The organism is Streptomyces sp. NBC_01296 (genome assembly GCF_035984415.1).
GTDB lineage: Bacteria > Actinomycetota > Actinomycetes > Streptomycetales > Streptomycetaceae > Streptomyces.
The window spans coordinates 61,563-83,860 of record NZ_CP130721.1 but is presented as its reverse complement, the minus strand read 5'-3'; the positions used below and the strand labels follow the sequence as shown (position 1 = coordinate 83,860).

The 22,298-nt window shown below is 74.2% G+C and carries 16 protein-coding genes; 2 read left to right on the top strand and 14 right to left on the bottom strand.

Going from position 1 to position 22,298, the window contains the following annotated elements; translation table 11 throughout:
* Positions 1–73: 73 nt before the first annotated feature.
* The 5 genes from metK to OG299_RS40870 form a co-directional block, all read right to left on the bottom strand.
* A complete protein-coding gene (gene metK, locus OG299_RS40890) occupies positions 74–1,285 on the bottom strand; it encodes a methionine adenosyltransferase (RefSeq protein WP_327364759.1) in 1,212 nt (403 codons plus the stop codon).
* 115 nt (positions 1,286–1,400) lie between these two features.
* Positions 1,401–3,614: a condensation domain-containing protein gene (locus OG299_RS40885; RefSeq protein WP_327364758.1), complete on the bottom strand. Its 2,214-nt coding sequence runs from the start codon at positions 3,612–3,614 to the stop codon at positions 1,401–1,403.
* Positions 3,615–3,720: 106 nt separating this feature from the next.
* Positions 3,721–4,620 (bottom strand): 4'-phosphopantetheinyl transferase family protein, encoded by a 900-nt coding sequence (locus tag OG299_RS40880; RefSeq protein WP_327364757.1) that lies wholly within the window; start codon positions 4,618–4,620, stop codon positions 3,721–3,723.
* Complete coding sequence (locus OG299_RS40875) at positions 4,620–6,386, bottom strand: acyl-CoA dehydrogenase family protein (protein ID WP_327364756.1); 1,767 nt, start codon at positions 6,384–6,386, stop codon at positions 4,620–4,622. The genes OG299_RS40880 and OG299_RS40875 overlap by 1 nt, the downstream gene beginning before the upstream one ends.
* 23 nt (positions 6,387–6,409) lie before the next feature.
* Positions 6,410–7,366 (bottom strand): aromatase/cyclase, encoded by a 957-nt coding sequence (locus tag OG299_RS40870; RefSeq protein ID WP_327364755.1) that lies wholly within the window; start codon positions 7,364–7,366, stop codon positions 6,410–6,412.
* A 412-nt stretch (positions 7,367–7,778) separates the two neighbouring features.
* Here OG299_RS40870 and OG299_RS40865 point away from each other — a divergent pair, with 412 nt between their 5' ends.
* The gene (locus OG299_RS40865) at positions 7,779–8,537 is read left to right on the top strand and encodes a thioesterase II family protein (protein WP_327364754.1); all 759 of its coding nucleotides are present in this window, start codon (positions 7,779–7,781) and stop codon (positions 8,535–8,537) included.
* Positions 8,538–8,608: 71 nt separating this feature from the next.
* Here OG299_RS40865 and OG299_RS40860 read toward each other — a convergent pair whose 3' ends face one another.
* The 5 genes from OG299_RS40860 to OG299_RS40840 form a co-directional block, all read right to left on the bottom strand.
* Positions 8,609–10,294 carry an FAD-dependent oxidoreductase gene (locus tag OG299_RS40860; RefSeq protein WP_327364753.1) on the bottom strand — a complete coding sequence of 562 codons (1,686 nt, stop codon included), beginning with the start codon at positions 10,292–10,294 and terminating at the stop codon, positions 8,609–8,611.
* Positions 10,295–10,343: 49 nt separating this feature from the next.
* Complete coding sequence (locus OG299_RS40855) at positions 10,344–11,957, bottom strand: class I adenylate-forming enzyme family protein (RefSeq protein WP_327364752.1); 1,614 nt, start codon at positions 11,955–11,957, stop codon at positions 10,344–10,346.
* 815 nt (positions 11,958–12,772) lie between these two features.
* The gene (locus tag OG299_RS40850; protein WP_327364751.1) at positions 12,773–14,029 is read right to left on the bottom strand and encodes a beta-ketoacyl-[acyl-carrier-protein] synthase family protein; all 1,257 of its coding nucleotides are present in this window, start codon (positions 14,027–14,029) and stop codon (positions 12,773–12,775) included.
* Positions 14,026–14,757, bottom strand: a complete 732-nt coding sequence (locus OG299_RS40845) for a thioesterase II family protein (protein ID WP_327364750.1) — start codon at positions 14,755–14,757, stop codon at positions 14,026–14,028. The genes OG299_RS40850 and OG299_RS40845 overlap by 4 nt, the downstream gene beginning before the upstream one ends.
* Before the next feature lie 138 nt (positions 14,758–14,895).
* The gene (locus OG299_RS40840) at positions 14,896–15,717 is read right to left on the bottom strand and encodes an AfsR/SARP family transcriptional regulator (protein ID WP_327364749.1); all 822 of its coding nucleotides are present in this window, start codon (positions 15,715–15,717) and stop codon (positions 14,896–14,898) included.
* A 246-nt stretch (positions 15,718–15,963) separates the two neighbouring features.
* On the opposite strand from OG299_RS40840, the gene OG299_RS40835 reads away from it, so the two are divergent.
* Entirely contained in the window at positions 15,964–17,052 is a 1,089-nt protein-coding gene (locus OG299_RS40835; RefSeq protein WP_327364748.1) for an AfsR/SARP family transcriptional regulator, read from the top strand.
* Between the two features lie 97 nt (positions 17,053–17,149).
* Here OG299_RS40835 and OG299_RS40830 read toward each other — a convergent pair whose 3' ends face one another.
* The 4 genes from OG299_RS40830 to OG299_RS40815 form a co-directional block, all read right to left on the bottom strand.
* Positions 17,150–18,055: an MBL fold metallo-hydrolase gene (locus OG299_RS40830; protein ID WP_327364747.1), complete on the bottom strand. Its 906-nt coding sequence runs from the start codon at positions 18,053–18,055 to the stop codon at positions 17,150–17,152.
* Positions 18,056–18,263: 208 nt separating this feature from the next.
* Positions 18,264–19,085 carry a 4'-phosphopantetheinyl transferase family protein gene (locus OG299_RS40825; protein ID WP_327364746.1) on the bottom strand — a complete coding sequence of 274 codons (822 nt, stop codon included), beginning with the start codon at positions 19,083–19,085 and terminating at the stop codon, positions 18,264–18,266.
* Positions 19,082–21,004, bottom strand: a complete 1,923-nt coding sequence (locus tag OG299_RS40820) for a beta-ketoacyl [acyl carrier protein] synthase domain-containing protein (protein WP_327364745.1) — start codon at positions 21,002–21,004, stop codon at positions 19,082–19,084. Before OG299_RS40820 ends, OG299_RS40825 begins: the two co-directional genes overlap by 4 nt.
* Before the next feature lie 413 nt (positions 21,005–21,417).
* Positions 21,418–22,272: a phosphopantetheine-binding protein gene (locus tag OG299_RS40815; protein WP_327364744.1), complete on the bottom strand. Its 855-nt coding sequence runs from the start codon at positions 22,270–22,272 to the stop codon at positions 21,418–21,420.
* Positions 22,273–22,298: the final 26 nt, after the last annotated feature.

Here is a 22,298-nt window from a genome sequence, read left to right as displayed (position 1 = left end):
GTCTCCTGATCGGGAGTGCGGCCGGTGTCCCGCTGTCGGCGGGGGCGGCGTGGGTGGCGGTCTTCAGGTGGGGTCAGCGAGCGACCGCTGCCTTGAGCTGATCGGCGCGGTCGGTGTGCTCCCAGGTGAAGTCCGGGAGCTCGCGGCCGAAGTGGCCGTAGGCGGCGGTCTGGGCGTAGATCGGGCGCAGCAGGTCCAGGTCGCGGATGATGGCGGCCGGGCGGAGGTCGAAGACCTCGGCGATGGCGCTCTCGATGAGCTCGGCGGCGACGGTGTGGGTGCCGAAGGTCTCGACGAAGAGCCCGACGGGCTCGGCCTTGCCGATGGCGTACGCGACCTGGACCTCGCAGCGCGAGGCGAGGCCGGCGGCGACCACGTTCTTGGCGACCCAGCGCATCGCGTACGCGGCGGAGCGGTCGACCTTGGACGGGTCCTTGCCGGAGAAGGCGCCGCCGCCGTGGCGGGCCATGCCGCCGTACGTGTCGATGATGATCTTGCGGCCGGTCAGGCCGGCGTCGCCCATCGGGCCGCCGATCTCGAAGCGGCCGGTCGGGTTGACCAGGAGGCGGTAGCCCCCGGTGTCGAGCTTGATGCCGTCCTCGGCCAGCTGGGCCAGGACGTACTCGACGACGTGCTCGCGGATGTCGGGGGTGAGCAGGCCCTCGAGGTCGATGTCGGAGGCGTGCTGCGAGGAGACGACGACCGTGTCGAGGCGGACGGCCTTGTCGCCGTCGTACTCGATGGTGACCTGGGTCTTGCCGTCGGGGCGCAGGTACGGGATGGTCCCGTTCTTGCGGACCTCGGACAGGCGGCGCGAGAGCCGGTGCGCGATGTGGATCGGGAGCGGCATGAGCTCGGGGGTCTCGTCGGAGGCGTAGCCGAACATGAGGCCCTGGTCGCCGGCGCCCTGCTGGTCGAGCTCGTCCTCCTTCTCGCCTTCGACCCGCTTCTCGTACGCGGTGTCGACGCCCTGCGCGATGTCCGGGGACTGCGCGCCGATGGAGATGGAGACACCGCACGAGGCTCCGTCGAAGCCCTTGGCGGAGGAGTCGTAGCCGATCTCGAGGATCTTGTCGCGGACGAGCTGCGCGATCGGCGCGTAGGCCTTCGTCGTCACCTCACCGGCGATGTGGACGAGACCGGTGGTGATGAGGGTCTCGACGGCGACGCGGGAGGTCGGGTCCTCACGCAGCAGCGCGTCGAGGATCGTGTCGCTGATCTGGTCAGCGATCTTGTCGGGGTGACCCTCGGTGACGGATTCCGAGGTGAACAGGCGGCGTGACATGGTGCTCCAGGTTGGTAGGGGCCGCTGGGCGCACGGCTGAGCGGCGGTGGAAGGCCACTGACGTCAGAAGGTGTGCCACTGAACGGCGAACAGGACGGATCCGCAGGTCAGCGGCTCATCCGCGCCTTGCGGTCGCGGAGGTGAGCGCCCGGGTGAGGGAGTCGGCGGAGTCCGGGCGGCCGTCGGGGGATCCGGCGACCGCGACGAGGGGCGGGTACCAGCCGTGTGCGGCGATCCGCTCGGCAATCTCGCAGGCGAGGGCACCCGCCCCCGAGAAGCCGCCCAGTACGAGGGGCTCCCCGGTCGCGAGCACGGGGCGCAGGGCGGTCAGGAAGTCGGCGGCGTCGGCGGGCGCGGACAGGGTGGCCAGTGCCTCCGGCCCGGGGTGCAGGCCGGCGACCCGGTCATAGCAGTCCTTCGGCGCACCGGACGGCGGGACCAGGCAGATCGTGCCGGCTCCCGGGTGGGCGCCCTCGCGCAGCATGCGCAGGGTGCCGGACGGCCGGATGGTCACCGGCGGCACCCGGGCTCCGGAGAGCAGGCCGAGTGCCTCCGCGACGGTGGTGGACGCGTCGGCGAGGAAGGGGAGTTCGCGCAGCAGCCCGGCGGTCTGGGAAAGGATCAGCGCGGCCGCGTCGTCGGAGAGCCGGGTGCGGTCGTGTACGGCAGTCAGCACCAGGGAGCCGTCCGCCTCGTGGTGGGCGGTGAGGGTGAAGGGCACGCCGGTGAGCGGGCCGACGGCCTCGGGCGGGTCCACCCGGACGCCCCCGGCGGCGAGCTCCTCGCGCTGCGCGGCTTCGCGGTGGACGGGGGAACCGGGCCGAATCCCGCCCGCGTCGACCGGAGGCTCGAAGACGATGAGGGTTTCAGTGACCCGCCCGGCGGACGGGGCATCCGCCCAGGCCTGGATCTGCCCGGCCGAGACCCACTCGTAGGCCGCGGCGTCCAGTGCCTGACCGGTCAGCTCGGCCAGCAGCCGGGGCACGGTGACGGCCGGGTCGACGACGAGGTGCACGGGCAGCGGGTTGCGCAGCGGGGCCGGCAGCCCTTCCACGCCTTCGAGGAGGATGCCGCGCCCCGAGACGGTGACGGCGAAGGCGACGGAGCGCGGTGTCGCGTCGAGGTCGGCGGCCGGCCGGTAGAGCTGGAGCGCCCAGGCGGCGTGCAGTGCGGTGCTCTCGGTGGCACCCCACAGGGCGGCCCAGTCCCGCAGTCGGACGGCCTCGAAGGCGGTGAGGACCTGCCGGGTCCGGCCGTGGCCCAGCTGGCCGGTGGTCCGGGCCGCCGGCCGGGCGGGAAGCGTCGCGGCATCGGGCGGCGGCGCGGCCTGCGACCAGAACGCGCGGGCGGCCCCCAGGTCCTGGTCGGACAGCCAGTGCAGGTGGTCGCGTACGTCGGGCCGGCGCTGCCCTCCGGGCACCCGGCCGTCGGCGAGGTAGGCGCGGTAGAACGCGGCGAGCAGGATGCGGATGCTGCGTCGGTCCAGCAGCGCCTGGTGATAGGTGATCAGGACCCGGGTGGAGGGGTCGGCGCCGTCCGTGGCCTGCGGTCCGTCCAGCAGGGCGATGCGCAGCGGCCCGGGGTGGCGCAGGTCGAAGGGGCGGGCGCGCTCGGTGGCCAGCAGGGCGTACCAGTCGGTGGAGCCGTGTTCGTGGCGCCGGACCTCCGGGACGGCATGCGGATGTACGACGATCTGCGGGCCGGCGTCCCGCACGGGCCGGGCGAGGGCGGCGCGCAGCACCGCCTCGCGGTCGGCGAGGGACTGCCAGGCCGCGGTGAACCGCTCGGTGTCCAGGGGCCCTTGCCACCGCCAGTGCAGCTGGCCGACGTGCAGCCCGGTGCCGGGGCGCGCCAGCGCGTCGAGCAGGACGTCCCGCTGGAGCGGGGCGGCGGGGACGGGGACCGCGGACGCCTCGGCCACGGATCCGCCCGGTCCGGACGTCTGCCCGTGCGGCTGCCGTTCGGGACGTTCGGGGGCGCGTCGGGGGTCGAAGACCGGGCCCTGCACCGGCGCCGCAAGGGCTCGGCCGGCCGCGGCCTGCACGGGTTCGGGCGCGGTGGCGCCGGCTTCGTCGAGCGGGCCGGCGGGTGCCCCGTACGCAGCGCCCCCGAGCGGGTGCCCTGCCAGCAGGTCCGCGAGGGAGCCGGCGGGATACGGCGGCGGCGGAAGCTGCAGGGTGTGGTGGGTCTCGGTGTGCCGCCGCAGCGTCGGGGCGCACGGCGGCAGCGCGGCGAGCGCCTCCTCCAGGGCCCGGGGGGTGAGAGGGCCGTACAGGTCGAGCGCGGGCGGCGGGCCGGGAGCGACGATCACCGTCATGGTCAGGGCCATCTGCTCCCTCCTCGGGCGGCTGCGTGCGGGCATGGAAAGGTGCACGAGTATGCGGGCAGCGGCCACGTGGCGCTGACACGACGCTGACACGGGCTGCTCATCCCGTTCATACGCCCGCCAGGCCTTCCTCGACCGCCCCCATGAAACCCTCGTCGAGCATGGTGTGGACGGCGGTGTCGCGGGCGGTGTCAAGGCCGGTGTCGTGGCAGGCCGTGCTCACGAGATAGCTGCCGCCGAGCACCGGGTACGTCGCGAAGGCCCATTCGCCCCGGGAGGCCGGGGAGCCGTCGGGTGCGAGCAGCCCGCCGCTCTCCAGGCCGAAGCCGAAAGCGGTGAAGCCGAGCCGCAGTCCCTGCCCGAGCGCCTTGGTGTAGGCCTCCTTCAGGGTCCACAGCCGCAGCAGTTCGGAGCCCTGGCGGTCCCCCGCCATCCGCGTGAGTTCGGCGTGTTCGGTGGGGGTGCACATCTGCTCGTGGAAGAGCTCGAAGGACATCTTGCGGCCGGCGGCTTCCGTGTCGACGCCGATCCGTCCGGTGCGGCTGACACCGACCACGATCAGGTCGTCGGTGTGGCTGAGGCTGACGTCGATCTGGTCGAATCCGCGGATGTACGGCCTTCCACCGATTTTGTACGCGAGGTCGAGCGCGACCGGTTCCGTCCTCAAGGCCGCGGCGGCCGTGTACTTCAGCACCATCCGGGAGGCGACGAAGCGGTAGCGCATCGCCGCGTCCTGCGTACGCCGGTAGCGCTGCCAGTCCCGGCCGAGCAGGGGGCGCAGCTCCGCGTCCGAGACGGCCGCGGTCAGCCATTCGCCCCAGGTTGCGAACACGACGGCGCTGCCGTCGCGTTCGAGGTTCGTGTACACCTCCTCCCAGGGCCCGCGGGGGCCGGAGACGTGGATGGGCGGCGCGATGGTCCGCTCGCCCGGTGCGGACTGGTCCGGCATGGAAGGGGCCCCTCTCTGGGCGCGTACGGTCAGCACCGGGGAGGCGGTTTCGGTGGTCATCAGGCGAGCTCGCTGCCGTCGAGGTCGCAGCTGCGGCCCGCCCGGTACCGGCGGACGAGTTCGTCCAGCACCTGCTGGCGCACACTGTCGGGCAGATCGGGCACGGTGATGCCGAGCCGTCCGGCGAGCCGGGACAGCGCGAGGATCGCCCAGGCCGGGTCGGCGAGGAAGGCGTCGGCGCCGTCCTGTCCCTCCCAGATGCCGAGCACGGCGGCTGCGGCCTGGATCAGGGAGTACCGGTCGCTGAGGATCACGACGGCGGGGTCCATGAGCGCGGCCCGGTCGGCGGGCAGCGCCGCGCACTGGGCGCGCAGTGCCCGCAGCTCGTTGACGAAGCCCTCGGCGAGGTCGCTGAGCAGGGCCATCTGGCCGCCGACTCCGCGACTGCCGGCCAGGCGCCCGGCCGCGCCGATGAGCGAGGCGGACAGGAAGTCCCCTCCGCTGGCGATGCCCAGCAGCCGGTAGTCGAGCACGGGCAGGGTCGCCCCGCTGCGGAACAGCTCGGGCGGCGGCTCCTCGCTCAGGAACCAGGAGCGCTCGGCGAGGCTGCGCAGCTGGGGGACGATCACGGCGTGGCAGGTGGCGTTGCCGGTGTGGCCGAGGCCTGCGACCGGCAGGTCGCGCACGAGCTTGTCGAGGGATCCGTACCGCGGGCTGCCGTGTTCGTAGCCGTGGGCGCCGAGGACGGTGGAGAGCTCCTCCAAGTCCTCGCGCAGCAGGTCCGGGACCACGTACTTGACCGCCGCGGCCAGGATGTGGGCGCGCTCGGGCAGCAGGCTGAGCGCGCGCAGCGCGACGGTGGCCATGGCGTCGCAGGCCAGGACGTCGGCGAAGACCCCGGCGAGCGGCTTGTGCCAGCGCCGGGCCACCGGTCCGGTGCGCCCGGTGGAGGCGGCGTGCACGGCCGAGCGCAGCACGGTGTCGGCCGCCGCGACGGCGACGCCCGGGATGAGGCAGCGGTTGACCTGGAAGGTGCGCAGCGCCAGGGTCACGCCTTCGCCGGGGCGTCCGACGAGTGCGTCGTCCGGGACCGGGCAGTGGGTGAACTCGAGGCCGGAGAAGAGTCCTCCGCGCATGCCGGGGGTGGGGATCCTGGGCAGTTTGCGGACGCTTTCGGCGTCCAGCGCCGCGGGGTCCAGGAGCAGGACGGAGTGGCTGCGCGGACCGCGCTCGGGCGCGGTGCGGGCGTAGACGACGTACGCGTCCGCCCGCGCCGCGTTCATGATCACGTCCTTGCGGCCGTCGAGCGTGTAGCCGCCGCCCTCGCGCGGGGTGGCGACGAGTTCGTCGCGCAGGATGGCATTGGCGTGGGCGACCTCGTGGTGGACGATCGAGGCCCGGCCGCCGCCGAGCATCAGCTGCGCGGTCCGCTCGCGCTGGCGCGCACTGCCCGCGGCCCAGACGGCGGCACTCGCGAAGAGCGAGGTGATGCCGAAGCCGAAGCCGAGGGCCAGGTCGCGGCGGAAGACCGGGCGCAGCACCTTCGCCAGCAGGTCGGCGCGGGTGAGGCGGCCGCCGAACTCGGCGGGGACGAACTCGGCGGCGAGCCCGGTCCCGGTCAGCAGCTGCTCGGTCTCGGCCGGCGGTTCGCCGCGGGAGTCCGCGGCGCACAGCGCTGCGATCCCGTGCGGGTTGGCGGGGCTCTGCGGGTCGCCGAGGAGCGCCTCCAGCCGGGCCGCGCGGCGCAGCGCCGCCGCCTCGTGGGAGGCGGCGGCGGTGGCGGGCGTGGCCGCGGAGGTGTCCGGGGCGGGCAGGGAGGTGGTCATCACGGTGTTGATCAACTCCCGGTTCAGAGGGTTCGAATGGCGGATTCCGCACGCCGCTTGGCAAGGTTGAGGACGGTGCTGCTCTGCGCGCCGAGCAGTTCCCGTACGTATGTACGGGCCTCGGCGATGCCGGTGCCCCGGCCGAGGACCGGCTCGATGGCCTCCTCGCGCAGCAGCACGTTGTGCTGGGCGACGGCCGTGACGCCCGTCTCGTCGGGGATCACCGACCATTCCCCGGTGTGCGCCTCCAGCAGGACCGGCGCAGCGGTCTGCTTGTGGACGATCCGCAAGGCGTGCGGGAAGCAGATGCGGACCGCTTCCGTGGTCTGCGCCGGGCCGGTGCCGGACACCGTGTCCATGCGGACGACCTGGACGCCGGTCTGTTCCTCGGCGACGTCGGCGCGCAGGACGTGCGGGACGCGTCCGGGCCAGTCGGCGATGCCGTACAGGAAGTCGTAGACGAGCTCGGCCGGGCCCTTCACCCGTACGGACTCCTCGAAGGACAGCAGCAGGGCGTCCAGCCGGGTCCAGCGCTCGGCGCTCTCCTTCAGCCGAGCCAGCTCGGCGCGGCTGTTGGTGTCAGTGGCACGCTCCACCCACTGAACGTCCTCGGGCCGGTCCCCGGCCACGGTGAACTCGTGGTCCAGGGTCAGCCGGGAGCTGTCGGCGCCCAGCGCCTCCACCGTCCAGCGACCCCCCAGGGAGGCGGCCGGACCGGCCGGGACCTCCTGGTGGAAGTCGATGCGGCGGGCCCGGGCGTCCAGGGTGCGCTGCGACAGCCAGGACTTGACCGTCCCGTTGGCGGTGACCCACATCTGGAACCGGTCCCGGATCCCGTCGAAGTCCAGCCGTTCGACGTGGATGCTCGGCGGTACGAACAGCGGCCACTGAGTGGTGTCCGCGATCAGTCCGTAGACCACGCCTGCCGGAGCCGCCACGTCCACCGCGTACGTACTGCGATGCACTCGCTCACCCGTCATCGGCCCTACCTCTCTTGCCCTTGCTCTCGAGACTGCCGGGATCCGCCGGAGAACCGCTTGAACACTTCTCGATCCCTCCAGGCCTTCTCGAGGAGCGCGCTTCCGGGACCCGGGAGCGACGCGGGGCCGTCGCTGTCCCGTGGGGACGGGCGACGGCCCCGGTCCTGATGCGGTGCGCCGGCCCCATTCCTGCGACCGCGTGACCCGGGCGGGGGGACGGCCGGATCGCGCGGCCGGCGGGGTACGGCGGTGTCCGCGGTCCACAGGCTCTTCCGGTCTGCCGGAGGCTGGGCGGAGACCCGGTCGAAGTCCCTTCGAGGCGGCGCCCGCCGCCCCCGGTCCCGGGTTTCGCCGAGCCGCCCCGCCCGGCACCCTGGGAGCCGGTTCATCACCAGCAGCGAGCGGAGAATTCATGAACGGGAACAGCGGCGACCCGGAGTGGTTCCGGGTTTTCAGTCCGGCCCCCGACGCGGCGGTGCGCCTGCTCTGCCTGCCGCACGCCGGCGGCTCCGCCAGCTTCTACTTCCCCCTCGCCAAGGCCCTGGCGCCCGCGGTGGAGGTGCTGGCCGTGCAGTATCCCGGCCGTCAGGACCGGCGCACGGAGCCGCTGATCGCCGACATACCGACGCTGGCCGACCTGATCACCGAGGGGCTGGCGGCATACCGGGACAAGCCCCTGGCGATCTTCGGGCACAGCATGGGCGCCGTGACCGGATTCGAGGTCACCCGGCGCCTGGAGGCGCAGGGCAACGGGCCCGTCGAACTGTTCATCTCGGGTCGCCGGGCCCCGTCGACCAGCCGCAGCGAGCGCTTGCACCTGGCGGGTGACGCCGAGCTGGTCGCCGAGATCAAGTCCCACAACGCGGCGGGCAGCGAGCTGCTCGACGACCCGGAGATGCGGTCGATGCTGCTGCCGACGATCCGCGGGGACTACCGGGCGGTGGAGACGCACGTCTACCAGCCGGGCGCGAGCGTCGGCTGCCCGGTCACGGCGTTCACCGGCGACAGCGACCCCAAGGTCACCGTCGACGAGGCGCTGGCCTGGGAGGGCCACACCACGGGCACCTTCCACTCGCAGGTCTTCACCGGCGGGCACTTCTACCTGAGCGACCACCAGGACGCGGTCCTGCGCACGGTGTCCGCGCGGCTGGCCGCACTCGTCGGCGTCTGACCGCGGCACCCGCGACACCCGCGCACCCAGGCCCCTGTGCCGCTCCGGGCACCCAGGCCGCCCGGGCCGGCTCAGCGCACCCCGGCAGCCGCCGGCTGCGGGGTCGGCACCGCGTCGCGCACGGCAGGGGCGGCCTTCAGCCCCAGCGGGGACAGGGCCCGCCGCAGCGCCTCGCCGGTCAGCGAGGCACCGCTGGCGGCGTAGTAGCCGTCGGGACGGATCAGCACCCAGCTGCCGGGCACCAGGCCCAGCGCCTGGCGCAGCCGCCCGTTCGGGTCGGCCAGCGGTCCGGGGCCCTCGCCGGGCCCGGCGCCGACCGTGCGCACCGACAGCCAGGGGGCGTGCTCGGCGGCGGCACCGGCGGCCGTCGTACGGGCCGCGCCGGGACCGCCCGCGGCGTACAGCAGCGACCAGCGGGTGTCGCGCAGCTCCGCCCGGAGCGCGTCGGTGCCCGGGTCGCCGGGGAAGCGGGCGGCAGCGGCGGCGGCACGGCCGCCCGCCGGGGTCACCGCGCCGAGGTCCGGGGTGGTCAGCGAGCTCTCCGGGTAGGCCAGGCGCAGCCCGGAGATGCCGCCGAGCACCTTGCGCTGGATGGCCCGGCGCAGCGGCGGGACGTTGCGTACGACGCTGAAGACGACCGGCAGCATCAGCCCGGCCATGGCGTTCTTGAACTGGACCAGGAAGGTGGCCTTGCGGGTGCTGTCGAGCAGCGCCTTGCCGACCGGCACGCGCTCCTCGCCGTACGTGGAGAGCAGTTCACGCCCGGCCCGGCCGTGCGCGACCTGGGCGAGCTTCCACGCCAGGTTGTACGCCTCCTGCACACCGGTGTTCATGCCCTGGCCGGAGGCGGGGCTGTGCACGTGTGCGGCGTCGCCGGCCACGAAGCAGCGGCCGTCGTGCATCCGCGGCACCATGCGCTGCTGGAAGGTGAAGACGGAGGACCACTGCGGCTCGCCCACACTCACGGGCTGCCCGAGCCCGGCGCTCAGCTTGGCGCCGAATCGGCTCGCGGGGCTGCCCCCATCGGCGCCGCCGGGCGCGGTGTCCAGCAGGCGCCAGTACCCCTCGGCGCTGTACGGCACCATCATCAGCGCCTGCCGGCCCGTGTGCACCCAGTAGATGCTGTCCTGCACGACGCCGGTGGTCAGGTGTGCGTCGGCGAGCTCCCAGGTTTCGCTGGACTCGCCGATCAGCGGCAGCCCCAGCTGCTTGCGGACCGTGCTGTGGCCGCCGTCGCAGCCGACCAGCCAGGGGACCTCGTACTCCTCGCGGGTCCCGTCAGCCCGCTCCAGCCGGGCCCGTACCCCGGTGCGGTCCTGTTCGAGGTCCGTGAGCCGGACCCCCCATTCGATGCGGACGCCGAGCCGGGCCACGGCCTCGCGCAGCACCTCCTCGGTGCGGGTCTGCTCGATGATCACCGTGTACGGGTAACGGGTGGGCATGGAGGCGTAGTCGGCCTCCAACCGGACCAGCTTGCGCCCGCGCGCGAACATCGTGAACGCGGCGTTGCGGCGTCCGGCCTCGATCACCGGGTCCACGACGCCCATCTGATCGAAGGTCTCCAGGGTGCGCGGGTGCACCGCCACCGCACGGCTGGTGCGCGCGGGTCCCTCGGCTCCGTCGATCAGCCGCACCCGCAGGCCCCGGCGGGCCAGTTCGTGGGCGGCCGTCAGGCCCACCGGCCCGGCGCCGACGACCAGCACACGGGCCTCGTGGGTGTCGCCGTGTCGGGTCGGCTTGTCGGCAAAGGTCACCACGGTGCTCGCTCCTCGGGTTGCGGGTGGGGTGGTACGGGAGGGCTGCCGGTCAGGCGGCGGCTTCGGCGGCGGCGCGCTCGTGGATGCTGCGGCGCAGGCCGCGGCGCTCCGGCTTGCCGACAGGGGTACGGGGCACGGCGTCGATGACCTCGACCCGGCGGATCTGCTCGAATGGCGCGAGCCGATCGTTGGCCTGCACCACGATCGAGTCGAGTACGTCGAGCAGCCCCGGGGCGGTCGGCTCGCACAGCACGATCCCGGCCCACACCCGGGCCCCGTGGACGGGGTCGGGCCAGCCCACGACGACGCATTCGGCGACGCGGGGGTCGTCGGCGATGATCCGCTCGACGGCGGTCGGGGAGACGAGTTCGTTGTCGTACTTGAAGACGTCGCCGAGCCGGTCCACCAGGAACAGGATCCCGTCCGGGTTGAGGTAGCCGATGTCCCCGGTGGAGAACCAGCCCCCGGCGTCCACCGGTCCCGGGCCGTCGTCGCCGAGGTATCCGGTCATCACCTGCGGCCCACGGATCTGGACCTCACCGGTGCTGTACACGTCGACCGGAACCCGGGAGGCGAGGTCGACGACCCGGCACTCGGTGCCCGGTACGGGGCCGCCGACCGAGCCGGTCAGCGGGTGCCGGGGGTCCTGGCTGTGGGCCAGCGGGGAGAGTTCGGCCATCCCGTAGCCCTGGACGACGGGGACGCCGAGCCAGTCCTGCAGCTGCCGGGTGGCGGCGGGGGACAGCGCGGTGCCGCCCGAGAGGACGGCCGTGAGCCGCAGCCCGGTTGGCGGTACGGGCCGGCCGTCGCCCTGCTCCCCGTCGGGGCGTACGGCGGCCGCGAGCCGGTGCAGCCGGGCCGGCAGCCCGTAGAAGTGCGTGGCCCCGCTGCCGGCGGCCAGGCGCAGTGCGGCCAGGGGGTCCGGGTCAGCGCACAGCACCTGGTGCGCGCCCGAGTACACGGCCGAGTTGAGGTGCATGGTGTGGTATAGCGGCAGGTGGTTCAGGGTCACGCTGTCGCTGCCGAGGCCGTGCGCGTGGGCGATCTGGGCGGCGTTGGCCACCAGGTTGCGGTGGCTGAGCCGGACCCCGCGGGGCAGGCCGGTCGTGCCCGTCGTGAACTGGATGCAGGCGTCGGCGTCCAGGTCGGTGGTGCCGCTGCCCAGTCCGGCGGGTCCCTGCGCGGTCGCGGGCACCCGGTCCAGGGCGACGGCCAGCGGCACGGTGTCCGCCGGAACCACCCCGTCGGGCGCGTCCGTCACGACGATCTCGGCGAGGTCCGGCAACCGCTCCTGCGCCTTGACGAGCAGTTCGGCCGTCTCCCCGGGCACCAGGGCCACCTCGACCCGGGCCGTGGCGCAGACATGGACCAGACCCGCCTCCTTGATCAGCGGGTTGACCAGGACGACCGTATTGCCGCTGCGGACGGTGCCGTAGTAGACGGCGGCGAACTCCGCGTCCAGCACGTTGGCGACGCCGACGCGGGCGCCCCGGCGGCCGAGCCGGTGCTCCAGGTAGGTCGCGTACCGGTCGGCCCTGTCGTCGAGTTCGGCGAAGGTGACCGAGCCGGAGGCCGTGCGGACGGCGCAGCCGCCCGGGTCACGGACGGCGGCGCGGCGCAGCAGGGCGTCCAGCGGGAGTTCTGGATACGTGAAACGCGGCACGGCTCTGTCCTCACTGGTCGGGCGGGGGCTGGCGGTCGGGCGGTGTGGGCGTGGGGCGGAAGCGGCTCCTGCGCACTACGGCGTCGGCGGCTGTGGTCGCCTATCACCCTGCGCACCGCCACTTGAAGGAAGTTCGAAGGGTGCTCAAGCCCCGCCACAGGACCGGCCGGGATGCTGCACGGGCGGTGGCCGAATGCACGGGCGCCACACTGGGGTTGGACGGGCGCTCGAGAAAACCGGCCGGTGTTTGCTGCCCGCCTGCGGTACCGGGCCAGGAGGCCCGCCCGCCGGTGGTGCTGGGGGCACTGCGGCTGACCGGACCCCTGGACGTACCGGCCCTGGCGGGGGCGTGGCAGGCGGTCGGGGAGCGGCACGAGATCCTGCGCGGCGGAGGGCTACGGGGACGAGAGCACCGAGTACTGGCTGCTCCGGCTCAACGGCGCGGAGCCAGCCTTGCTGCCCCGGGACCTGACCGCGCCGGGCGGCGCCGAGCGCACCCCAGGCACGGGGCGGTAGCTGTCGTTCCCGCTGCCGCAGGAGCTGTTCGCCAAGGTCGCGGAGGCCGCCCGGCAGGCACCGTGCGAGCGTGCCGGTGGTCGGCCTGGCCGCCTTCCAGCCGTCCGCGGGCCCGCTTCCGCTGACGGCCCGCACGGCCGGTCGACACCCCGGCGTCCCGACACCCCGGCGCCCGGCGGCCGGTGCGCCGCCGGCGTCGCGGCGGTCGGACGCCCGCCCGAAAGGCGGGCCGCGCACCGGCAGGACCGGTCTGCGGCACGGTCTGACCGGCCGGAGCCCGCCTGACCGGTCCGGACCGGTCAGGCGGGCTCCGGCCGGGTGAGCACCAGCGCGCTCTGGAACCCGCCGAAGCCGCTGCCGAGGGCGAGCACCGAACTCATGTGCTGCTCCCGGGCGGTGCCGGGGACGTAGTCGAGGTCGCACTCCGGGTCCGGCACCCGCAGGTGCGCGGTCGGCGGAACCGTCGCGTGCTCGATCGTCAGGGCCCCGGCGGCGGCCTGGAACGCTCCGATCGCGCCGAGGGGGTATCCGGTCATCGAGCTGATCGCGCTGACAGGTACGTGATAGGCGTGCCGGCCGAGCGCCCGCTTGATGGCGGCGGTCTCGTGCCGGTCGCTCTGCCGGGTGCCCGAGCCGTGCGCGCTGACGCTTTCGACTTCGGACGGGGCCATCCGGGCCTCCTCGAGCGCGGCGCCGATGGCCTCGGCCAGCTCCGCCCCGTCGGCGCTCAGCCCGGTCATGTGCGCGGCACCGGACCGGCTCGCGTACCCCGCGATCTCGGCGTAGATCTGTGCCCCGCGGCGGCGGGCCCGCTCGCGCTCCTCCAGGACCAGGACGCCCGCGCCCTCGCCGAGGACGAACCCGTCGCGGGTCCGGTCGAAGGGCCGCGCGGCGCTCGCTGGCTCGGCGTTGCGCCGCGAGGTGATCCGGATGCTGTCGCAGCAGGCCATGGTGACCGGGGAGATCGGAGCCTCGGCGGCCCCGGCGAGCACGACGTCGGCGCTGCCCTCCCGGATCAGGTCGGCACCGTGGCCGAGGGAGTCGAGGCCGGCCGTGCAGCCGCCGGCGAGGAGTGACACGGGCCCTTGCGCACCTGCGTCCCGGGCGACCTCGGCGGCCAGTGAGGCCGGCACGAAGTAGTCGTAGAGCTGGGGCACGGCCCGGGTGGGATCGACGAGCCAGCGGGCGCCGACATGGCTGGCCACGGCGTACTCCAGGCTGAGTTCGGCGGCGCAGCCGAGCGCGGTGCCGAGGGCGACCCCCGTGCGCACCGGGTCCAGGAACGGCGCGGCCCCGCTGTCGGCGAGCGCCTCGCGGGCTCCGGCCAGTGCCAGCTGTGCGACGCGGGCGAGTTCGGCGCCGTGCCGGTCGCTCAGCCCGTGCTCGCGGGGGTCGAAGTCGATTTCGGCTGCGACGCGCGAGCGCATCGGCCGGGCGTCGAAAGAGGTGACGGCGCGGGTGGCGGAGCGCCCGGACGTCAGCAGCGACCAGAAGCCCTTCGTGCCGCCACCGCCCGGGGCGACCACCCCGATGCCGGTGATGACGACCCGCCTCACCGGCCGGCCCGCCCCACGATCCGGCAGGCCCGCCCGAGCAGCTGCGGCAGTTCGCCGCCGCGTACGAAGAAGTGTCCGCCGGGCACGGTGCGCGATGCGAACCGCTCGGTGGTCCAGTCGCGCCAGCCCTCGAGCAGGGCGGCGGGCCCGACCGGGTCCTCGCTGCCGGAGACGGCCAGCAGGGGTACGGGCACCGGCCCGCCGGTGGACGGATCCAGGGCGGCGGCCCGCAGCCCGGCGGCCAGGCGCAGGTCGTCGCGCAGCACGGGGAAGACGAAGCGGTGGAACACGCTGGGGTCTGTGCCGGGCGGCACCGCGTCGAAACTCTCCAGGATGCGCAGGAGTTCGCCGTCGGGGGCGTCTGCCACGGAGGCCAGCCCTCCGGGTGCGTCGGGCGGCGGGCAGCCGCCGACGGCCAGCAGCGCGGGCAGCGGCAGTCCCTTCGCGTGCAGCGCGCAGGTGAGCGTGTAGGCGACCAGCGCGCCGAGACTGTGCCCGTACAGGACGTACGGGGTGTCCGGCTGCTCGCCGATCAGCCCGGCCAGGTCCTCCAGCAGTGCCTCGCGGGTGGTCAGGCGGGCCTCACGGCGCCGTCCGTCACGGCCTGGCAGCAGGTGGGGATCAGGGGTGACTCCCGGGCCCAGCAGTTCATTCCAGCGGTGGAAGGCCGAGGTACCGGCTCCGGCATGCGCGAAGCACACCAGCCGCACGCCCTGTTCCCGTGCCATGCCCTGTCCTTCCTCGCCCTTCGTAACCACCCCACCCTGACCACCCCCGCTCGAGGAGCGCTCGAGCGCGCCCGGGATCCCGGTCATGCCGCCGCGGACCGTGGCCAACGGCCACGGTCCGCGAGGTCGCACGGCATCTCAGGCCGCGTAGAGATCGAACGTAGAGCCCCGTCGCGGGCCCGCCACCACGTCCAGTGCCGGATCGACCGTCAGCATCGCCTGGTGGAGGCGCTGGAGCTGCGGCGAGGGTTCGACACCGAGGTCCTCGATGAGGCGCATCCGCAGCCGTCGGTAGACGTCGAGCGCGGTGGCCTGGCGGCCGCTGCGGTACAGCGCCACCATCGCCTGCGAGTGCAGCCCCTCGTGCTGCGGGTGCCGGGCGATCAGTTCGGTGAGCTCGGCGAGGACCTCGGTGTGCCGCCCCAGGCGCAGGTCCACGTCGATGCGCCGTTCGACGGTCACCAGCCGGCTCTCCTCCAGCCGCATGGTCTCGATCTCAAGGATCGGTCCCACGCGCACGTCGACGAGCGCCGGGCCCTGCCAGAGCGCGAGCGCCTGGGCCAGCTTGGAGGCCGCCCGTTCGTCGTCGCCGTCCTCGAACGCGCTCTGCCCGCCGGCGACGAGCCGGTCGTATTCGTGGACGTCCACGCTCTCCGGGGGGATCTGGAGCAGATAGCCGCCGTGCCGCGTGGCCAGGACCTCCTTGGCCCCTCCCGGGTCGCCCGGTCCCATGGCCGTACCGAGCCTTCTGCGCAACTGCAGTATGTAGGTCTGCAAGGTGGTGAGCGCGCTCTGCGGCAGGTCGGTGCCCCAGACTTCCTCCATCAGGGTCGGTACGGGCATCACCCGCCCCGGGTAGAGCGCGAGCAACGCCAGTATCTGGCGCGGCTTGCCGGCCGTCGGAACAATCGAGCCCCCGTTGACTTCGGCACTCAACGGACCCAGAACCTGAATCTTCACGGTTTCCTCCGCATTTCGTCGAGTTCCCATCGATTTTCAGCCTTCGACTCCGGCACGGTAGCGGGGTCTAGGGCGGTGTCCCCGAATTCTTGAGCAAGGGTCGAGCGACCCTCCGTCCCACATGGTTGCAGGCTGAATACAAGGTGGTAGATTCCGCTCAGGGGATTAAAACCGGCACATTGTTCTTTCGCCCGCCGGTCTTCGTGCCTTTCCCCAGGTCCCACCGGATCGCCGGGAGGAGACACCATGGATTTCGGCGCACACGACGCATTCGGCGCACGCCGCGCCCGAAGCACGGACGGCGACACCGGGGTGGACTTCCGCATCCTGGGCCCGGTGGAGGTGTTCGACCGGCGTACGGGCGCGCACATCGTGCCCTCCGGCGCCAAGCAGCGGGCACTGCTCGGCGCCCTGGTGGTCCGGGCAGGCATCGTGCTGTCCGCGGAGCGGCTCATCCACGAGCTGTGGGGCGACCGGCCGCCCGTGAGCGCGGCCAACGCGCTGCAGGCCCATGTGGCCCGGCTGCGCCGGCTGCTGCAGGGCGGGGCCCCGGACACGGGCGGCCACGAGTGGATCGCCACCCGCTCGATGGGCTACCTGCTGCGGCCGGGCCGGGCCACCACCGACGCCCAGCGCTTCCACCGGCTGTCCGCCGAGGGCCGGTCGGCGCTCGGCTCCGACCCCGTGCACGCGGCCGAACTGCTGCGCGGGGCCCTCGCCCTGTGGCGCGGCCCGGCGCTCGAGGGCAGTACGCAGGGACCCATCTGCACGGTGGAGGCGGACCGGCTGGAGGAGCTTCGGCTGACCACGCTGGAAACGCTGCACGACGCGAATCTGCGCAGCGGGCGGCACGCCGAGATCACCCGGGACCTGGAGCGGCTGACGGCCAGCCACCCCATGCGCGAGCGGCTCTACGACCTCCAGATGCTGGCCCTGTACCGGTGCGGCCGGCAGACGGAGGCGCTGGGCGTCTACGAGCGGGCCCGCCGGCGGCTGGCGGACGAGCTCGGCGTCGAGCCCGGCCCGGCCCTGCGCGAGCGGATGGAGGCGATCCTGCACCACGCGCCGTCCCTCGCGGTCCCCCGGCCCGCACTGCCCGTCCCGCCGGCCCCGTCTGTCCTGCTGGCCCCGTCTGTCCTGCTGGCCCCGTCTGTCCCGCTGGCCCCGCTCGCCCCGGCCGCCTCGCCGGACCCTCATGCGGCACTGCTCGAACTCGGCCGTGAGATCGCCCGGCTCGGCGACCGGATCGAGTCGCTCAGCCGGGAGCAGGAGGAGCTGATCCGGCGTTTCAACCTGCTGGCCGCCGTGCCGGTGCCGGGCGGGCAGCTCGTCTGACCCTCACGGGCGTCCGTACGCGAAGACCGGTGCACGAGGACCCGTACGCGAAGACCCCCTGCCAGCTGCTTCTGCGGCAGGGGGTCTTCGCGTCGGCTCAGGCGAGGCACTCCGAGGGGCGGCCGTGGTACGCGGTCATTTCCTGGAAGAGGGCTCCGACGTCCAGCGGCGATCCCTCGGGCAGGCCTTGTTCCTCGGCGTATCCGCGGTGGAGGTTGGGCAGCAGGCGCTCGGTGTCCAGCAGGTCGGCGTAGGGGCCGAGGTCGGTGGCGCGGGCCAGCTCGAGCGGGGTCGCGCCGGCCGCGGCGCCCTCCTGGGCCAGGCGCTGGATCCAGCGCAGGTAGGCCTCGCTGGCGTCGAGGAGCTCCGGACCGCCGACCGGGCCGTGGCCGGGGACGACCGTGGTGGCGCCCAGTGCGCGCAGCCGGTCCAGCGCGCGCAGCGAGCCCGCCACGGAGCCCATGACGCAGAACGGCGTGACCCCGTTCATCACGAGGTCGCCGGTGAACAGCACGCGCTGGTCGGGCAGCCAGACGATCGTGTCGTCGGTGGTGTGGGCCGCCGGGCCGATGTGCACGAGCTCGGCCCGGATACCGCCCACGTGGAGCGTCGTGCGGTCCCGGAAGGTCAGTTCGGGCGGGGTGATCTCGATGTCGCCCCAGCAGACGTCCGGCCACAGCCCGGCCATGTGCAGCCCTGCCGCCTGGACCATGGCCCGGGTCCGCTCGTGGCCGATGGTCAGGGCCTCGGGGAAGACGAAGTTGCCGTAGGTGTGGTCGCCGTGGAAGTGCGTGTTGACCACGGCGCGCGGCGGCCGCGGGGCCAGGCGCAGCGCGGCCCGGCGCAGCTGCCGGGCCCGGCTCTCGGTGGCGGCGGTGTCGACGAGCGCGCTGTGGCCGCCGTCGGTGAGGATGCCGGCGTTGTTCAGGCACCAGCCGCCCTCGGGCTGCACGTACGCGTGGACGCCCTCGGCCACCTCGATGACGGCGCTCTTGGCGTCCACGGGCCACCTCTTTCTACGAAGATCCGGAATAGGAATTCTCGGTCTCCGCGCCACCGCCCCGCTCGATTCTCCCTTGATTTCCCGTTGATATCCCGTCGGATTCCGGACTCCGGTTCATTTCCCTCCACCCGTCTCGATCGAATGTCGAGCGGATTTCCAAGGAAACCATTTCCGCCGCCCCCGATGCGTCACGCGGGCCGCGGGTCCTTCAGACCCCGGCGGGTTCCGGCAGGACCAGGCGGCGGGGCGCGGCGCGCCCCCACGGAAATCCGTGGTGCAGATGGACGGCCGGCGGCCGGGTGTCGTCGACCTCGACCGCCACCGCCGCCAGCACGTCGGGCACCGGCTCGACCTCCAGGAACCGCCAGCGCGCCGCCGCGTCCTCGGCGGGCGGCCGGAAGGACAGCACGCCCCGGTCCTCGGCCAGGGTGAACACGAAGGAGTCGAAGGGCAGGCCGAGTCCCAGCCCGCGGGCCTTGGAGTACGCCTCCTTCAGCGTCCACAGGCGCAGGACGCGCCGGTCGCGCGGCCGCCCGGGGGCGGCGCGGGCGATCCACTCCTGCTCCTCGCGGGAGAACGTCGCGATGATGCTCTCCAGACCGCGCTCACCGCGGTCGAGCCGCTCGACGTCGACTCCGATGCGCAGGCCCCGGGAGACGCCCAGCAGGTTGTAGGCGTTGGCGTGCGAGAGGTTGAAGTCCAGCGTGTCGGCGCCGCGCGGCAGGCCTCCGGCGGGCGTCTGGAGGAACGGCCGCCCGCGCGAGGAGCGCCAGATGATCGCCTCGGCCTCGGGGATGCCGGTCTCCAGAGCCAGCACCCGGCGCACCAGGGCGTGGGCGACGAGGTACTGGCGGCGGTCGCGTTCGAAGAGGAAGCGGCCGGCCACCTGCTGCTCGTTCTCGTCGAGCCAGTGCGAGGCCAGGGTGGCGGCGATCCCGGGCGCGAGGTCCTCGTTGGGGCAGAACCACAGGTTGACCGGGGCCGGCTCGTTCTCCCCCTGCCCCGCCGGGTCGAAGGACAGCGTGGTCATGCCGAACCCTCCTCGCCGCCCAGCCACAGCGGTATGCGCAGGAACGCGGATGCGGGCAGCGGTACGGCCACGGTGGCTTCCCCGTGGGCCGGTTCGAGCGCGGTCCAGTCGACGTCGAGCCCGGCCAGCCACAGGCCGCGGAGCTGGTGCAGGTGCCCGGCCTGCCAGAGCGCGGCAAGGTACCCGTCCGTCTCCGCTACGCCGCCCAGCCCCAGCGGGTCGGCGCCGCCGTCCCGCAGATCGGCGCAGGGAGCACCCTCCCGTACGAACCGCTCAAGGACCCGCACCAGTTCGCCGGTGTCGGCGACGACGGCCGCGAACCGGCAGTCCATGGCGGCCCGGCCGGTGCGCAGGGCGCGGGCGAGCGCCCCGAGCGGGGGCAGCGGGCCCGGTCCGCCGAGCAGCTCGGCGAACCGCCGTGCGGTGGCGGCCAGATGGGCGGGCGTGGGGGCGGACAGCACGAACAGCTCGTCGGCCGCGGGAGCCCGGTCCGCCGCCGATCCGGCGGCCGGGGCGGGTACGTACTCCTCCAGGACCACCTGCGCGTCCGCGCCGCCGGCGCCCCGCACACCGACACAGATCCGGCGGGGCGCGCTCTCCCCGGCCTCCCCGCTGCCCCATGCCTCTGCCTCGCCTCGCCCGGGGCCGGGTACCAGGATCCGGTGGCGCAGCTGGAGCACGGCCCGGGTCAGGGCGGCGGCCCCGGTCGCGGGGCCCGCGTCGCCGACGAGGGCGCGTACGGATCCGGCGTCCTCGCGGACCGCAACGGCCGAAGCATCCACCGCGGCCGCGCGCAGGGCTTCGCGCAGCACCCGCTGCGCGGGGGCGTCCGCCGGGGCCGCGGGCTGCGTACCGCGATCGGCGCAGGACGCGCGCAGGGCCGCGGCGGCGCGCGCGGCGGCTCCCTTGCGCGCGTCGGCGGCCCGGGACCTGCGGCCGGGGCCGGCTGCCGAAGGGTCGGGGGCGGTGTGGCCGACCGCGCTGCCGCGGACCACACAGTGGACACTGTCCCCGTCGGCCAGGGCCCGCTCCAGGGGCTTGAGCAGCAGCGCGCCGACGCCTTCGCCCGCGCCGGGGAGCCGGCTGGACGGGTGCAGCAGCAGCCGGACCCCGCCGACGAGCGCGGCGGCACATTCCCCGCGGTGCAGGGCGGCGACGGCGAGATGGAGGGCGACGAGCACGGAGGACTCGGCGGTGTCGACCGACTGGCTGGGGCCGGTCAGGCCGAGCAGGGCGGAAAGCCGGTTGGGCAGGCTCCACTGGCCGCCCGCGGGCATCGGGCGGGGCCGCTCGGGCGTCCACGTCCGGGCCGCGAGCAGCAGGTAGTCACCGCTGCCGGCGCCGGTGAACACCCCGACGCTGCGCGGCGTCCCGTCGCGCGCGGTCAGGGCGTCCAGGCGGCCGCCGGTGCAGCCGGCGTCCTCGAGGGCCTCCCACGCGGTCTCCAGGAACAGCCGCTCCTGGGGGTCGATCAGGGCGGCCTCGTGCGCGTCGATCCCGAAGAACTCCGGGTCGAAGTCCTGCACGCGCTCCAGGTAGTGGCCCCGCTCGTCGCCGGGCCGGCCGACCGGCGGCTCGGAGGCGCTGTCGTGCCCGCCGCGCGCGTTCCGCCAGAAGGAGGCGAGGTCGGGGGCGCCCGGGTAGCGGCCGGCCATCCCGACGACCGCGATCGGCCCGGCGCCCGGCCCCGCGGGCGCGAGGGGCTCTGCGGGCGCGGAATCCGCGCTGCGGCCGGGAGCCGGGTGCGCTGCGGCCGGGGAGGGCTCTTCGGCGTCCTGCTCCGGCCAGGCGTCCGGCAGTGTGAAGACCACGGGTCCCGAACCGGTGGCACCGCCGGCGGCGCCGGACAGCAGAGCGGCCACCTGGGCCCGGTCCAGATGGCCGTTCTTGAACCGGGTCAGGACTTCCTTCTCGTCCATCTGGACGTGCTCCTTCTAGGGGGTGTCTTGTGGATCAGGCCGGATCAGGGAGCGGCGTCCGGTGCCGTGGATCGCAAGGCCGAGGAGGGAGCCAATGCGGTGGGGGTACCTCCCAGCGGTAGCTGGGGGACATTGGCGACCGACGAGAACGCGGCGAGGCGCGGCACCGGACGCCGCCCGCCCGGTCTGATCCACAAGACACCCCCCCCAGGGGGTGTCCGGCGGGTCGGGGTCGGATGGGCCGGATCGTCTGGTGCCGTGGACGGCGAGGCGGAGGAGGAGGCGACGCGGCGGGGCGCCTCCCGGCGGTGGCCGGGGAACGTCGGCGAGCGACGACGACGCGGCACGGCGCGGTGCCGGACGAGCCGGGCCGGGCCCTGGTCCGCCGGACATCCCCTGGGGGTGGAGCTCCTTCAGCCGCGGCGGGCGAGCAGCAGGAGTGCCTCGTCCACGGTGAGCCGGTCGTCGCGGATCGCGTCCAGCAGGACGTCGAGATCGCCGCCCGGCAGCGGCCGTGCGGCAGGGCCAGCGGCGGCGGGAGCGGCGGACGCCGGCCCGGTGGCCGCCGGGCGGAACGCCGGCTCCGGCGCCTGGGCAGAGCTCCTGGGGGCCGCCGGGGCAGGGGCGAGGTCCTGCGCGGCCGCGCCGGTGCGGGCCGCGATGTATGCGGCCATGGCTGCGAGGTTGGGGTGCTCGTAGAGCAGCACCGACCGCTCCTGGAGACCGAAGGTGCGGTTGACGACGGCGATGAACTCCGCGCCCACGATCGAGTCCACACCGAGCACGTTGAACGCGGCGGTGGTGTCGATGTCCCAGGGGTCGCAGCACAGGATCCCGGCGAGCTGCTCCCGCAGCACCTCCGCGATCCGGGTCGCCGCCGCGGCCGGCGGCACCTGCCGCTCGAGGCCCGTGGCCGGGGCCGGGGCGGCAGCGGCGGGGCGGGGGGCAGCGGCAGCAGCCGCGACCGCCGCCGCGGAGACGGCGTAGGGAACGGGGGCGGAGACGGGCGCGGCGGCCGCGCTGCGCGCCGCCCGCGCGACCTCGCGTGCGAAGGAGGCCGGCGTCGGGAAGTCGTACAGGTCGGTCGCCAGCACCCGCAGCCCGTACCGGGTGTTGACCACGGCGACGAACTCCACGACCAGCAGGGAGTCGAGCCCCATGGACTGGAAGGTCTGCTCGGGGTCGATCTTCTCCGGCTTGACCCGCAGCACGTCACCGAGCACCCCGATGAGGTCCGTCAGTACGTCCGCAGGATGTTCATTCGTCATCGCAGGCTCCTCCAAGTCGTCGGTGG

Bases quoted from the DNA above. Each gene is read 5' to 3' on its own strand.
- OG299_RS40820 (WP_327364745.1), bottom strand. From the start codon at position 21,004: ATGGACGAGAAGGAAGTCCTGACCCGGTTCAAGAACGGCCATCTGGAC.
- OG299_RS40835 (WP_327364748.1), top strand. From the start codon at position 15,964: ATGGATTTCGGCGCACACGACGCATTCGGCGCACGCCGCGCCCGAAGC.
- OG299_RS40865 (WP_327364754.1), top strand. From the start codon at position 7,779: ATGAACGGGAACAGCGGCGACCCGGAGTGGTTCCGGGTTTTCAGTCCG.
- OG299_RS40815 (WP_327364744.1), bottom strand. From the start codon at position 22,272: ATGACGAATGAACATCCTGCGGACGTACTGACGGACCTCATCGGGGTG.
- OG299_RS40870 (WP_327364755.1), bottom strand. From the start codon at position 7,366: ATGACGGGTGAGCGAGTGCATCGCAGTACGTACGCGGTGGACGTGGCG.
- OG299_RS40885 (WP_327364758.1), bottom strand. From the start codon at position 3,614: ATGGCCCTGACCATGACGGTGATCGTCGCTCCCGGCCCGCCGCCCGCG.
- OG299_RS40875 (WP_327364756.1), bottom strand. From the start codon at position 6,386: ATGACCACCTCCCTGCCCGCCCCGGACACCTCCGCGGCCACGCCCGCC.
- OG299_RS40880 (WP_327364757.1), bottom strand. From the start codon at position 4,620: ATGACCACCGAAACCGCCTCCCCGGTGCTGACCGTACGCGCCCAGAGA.
- OG299_RS40825 (WP_327364746.1), bottom strand. From the start codon at position 19,085: ATGACCACGCTGTCCTTCGACCCGGCGGGGCAGGGGGAGAACGAGCCG.
- metK (WP_327364759.1), bottom strand. From the start codon at position 1,285: ATGTCACGCCGCCTGTTCACCTCGGAATCCGTCACCGAGGGTCACCCC.
- OG299_RS40845 (WP_327364750.1), bottom strand. From the start codon at position 14,757: ATGGCACGGGAACAGGGCGTGCGGCTGGTGTGCTTCGCGCATGCCGGA.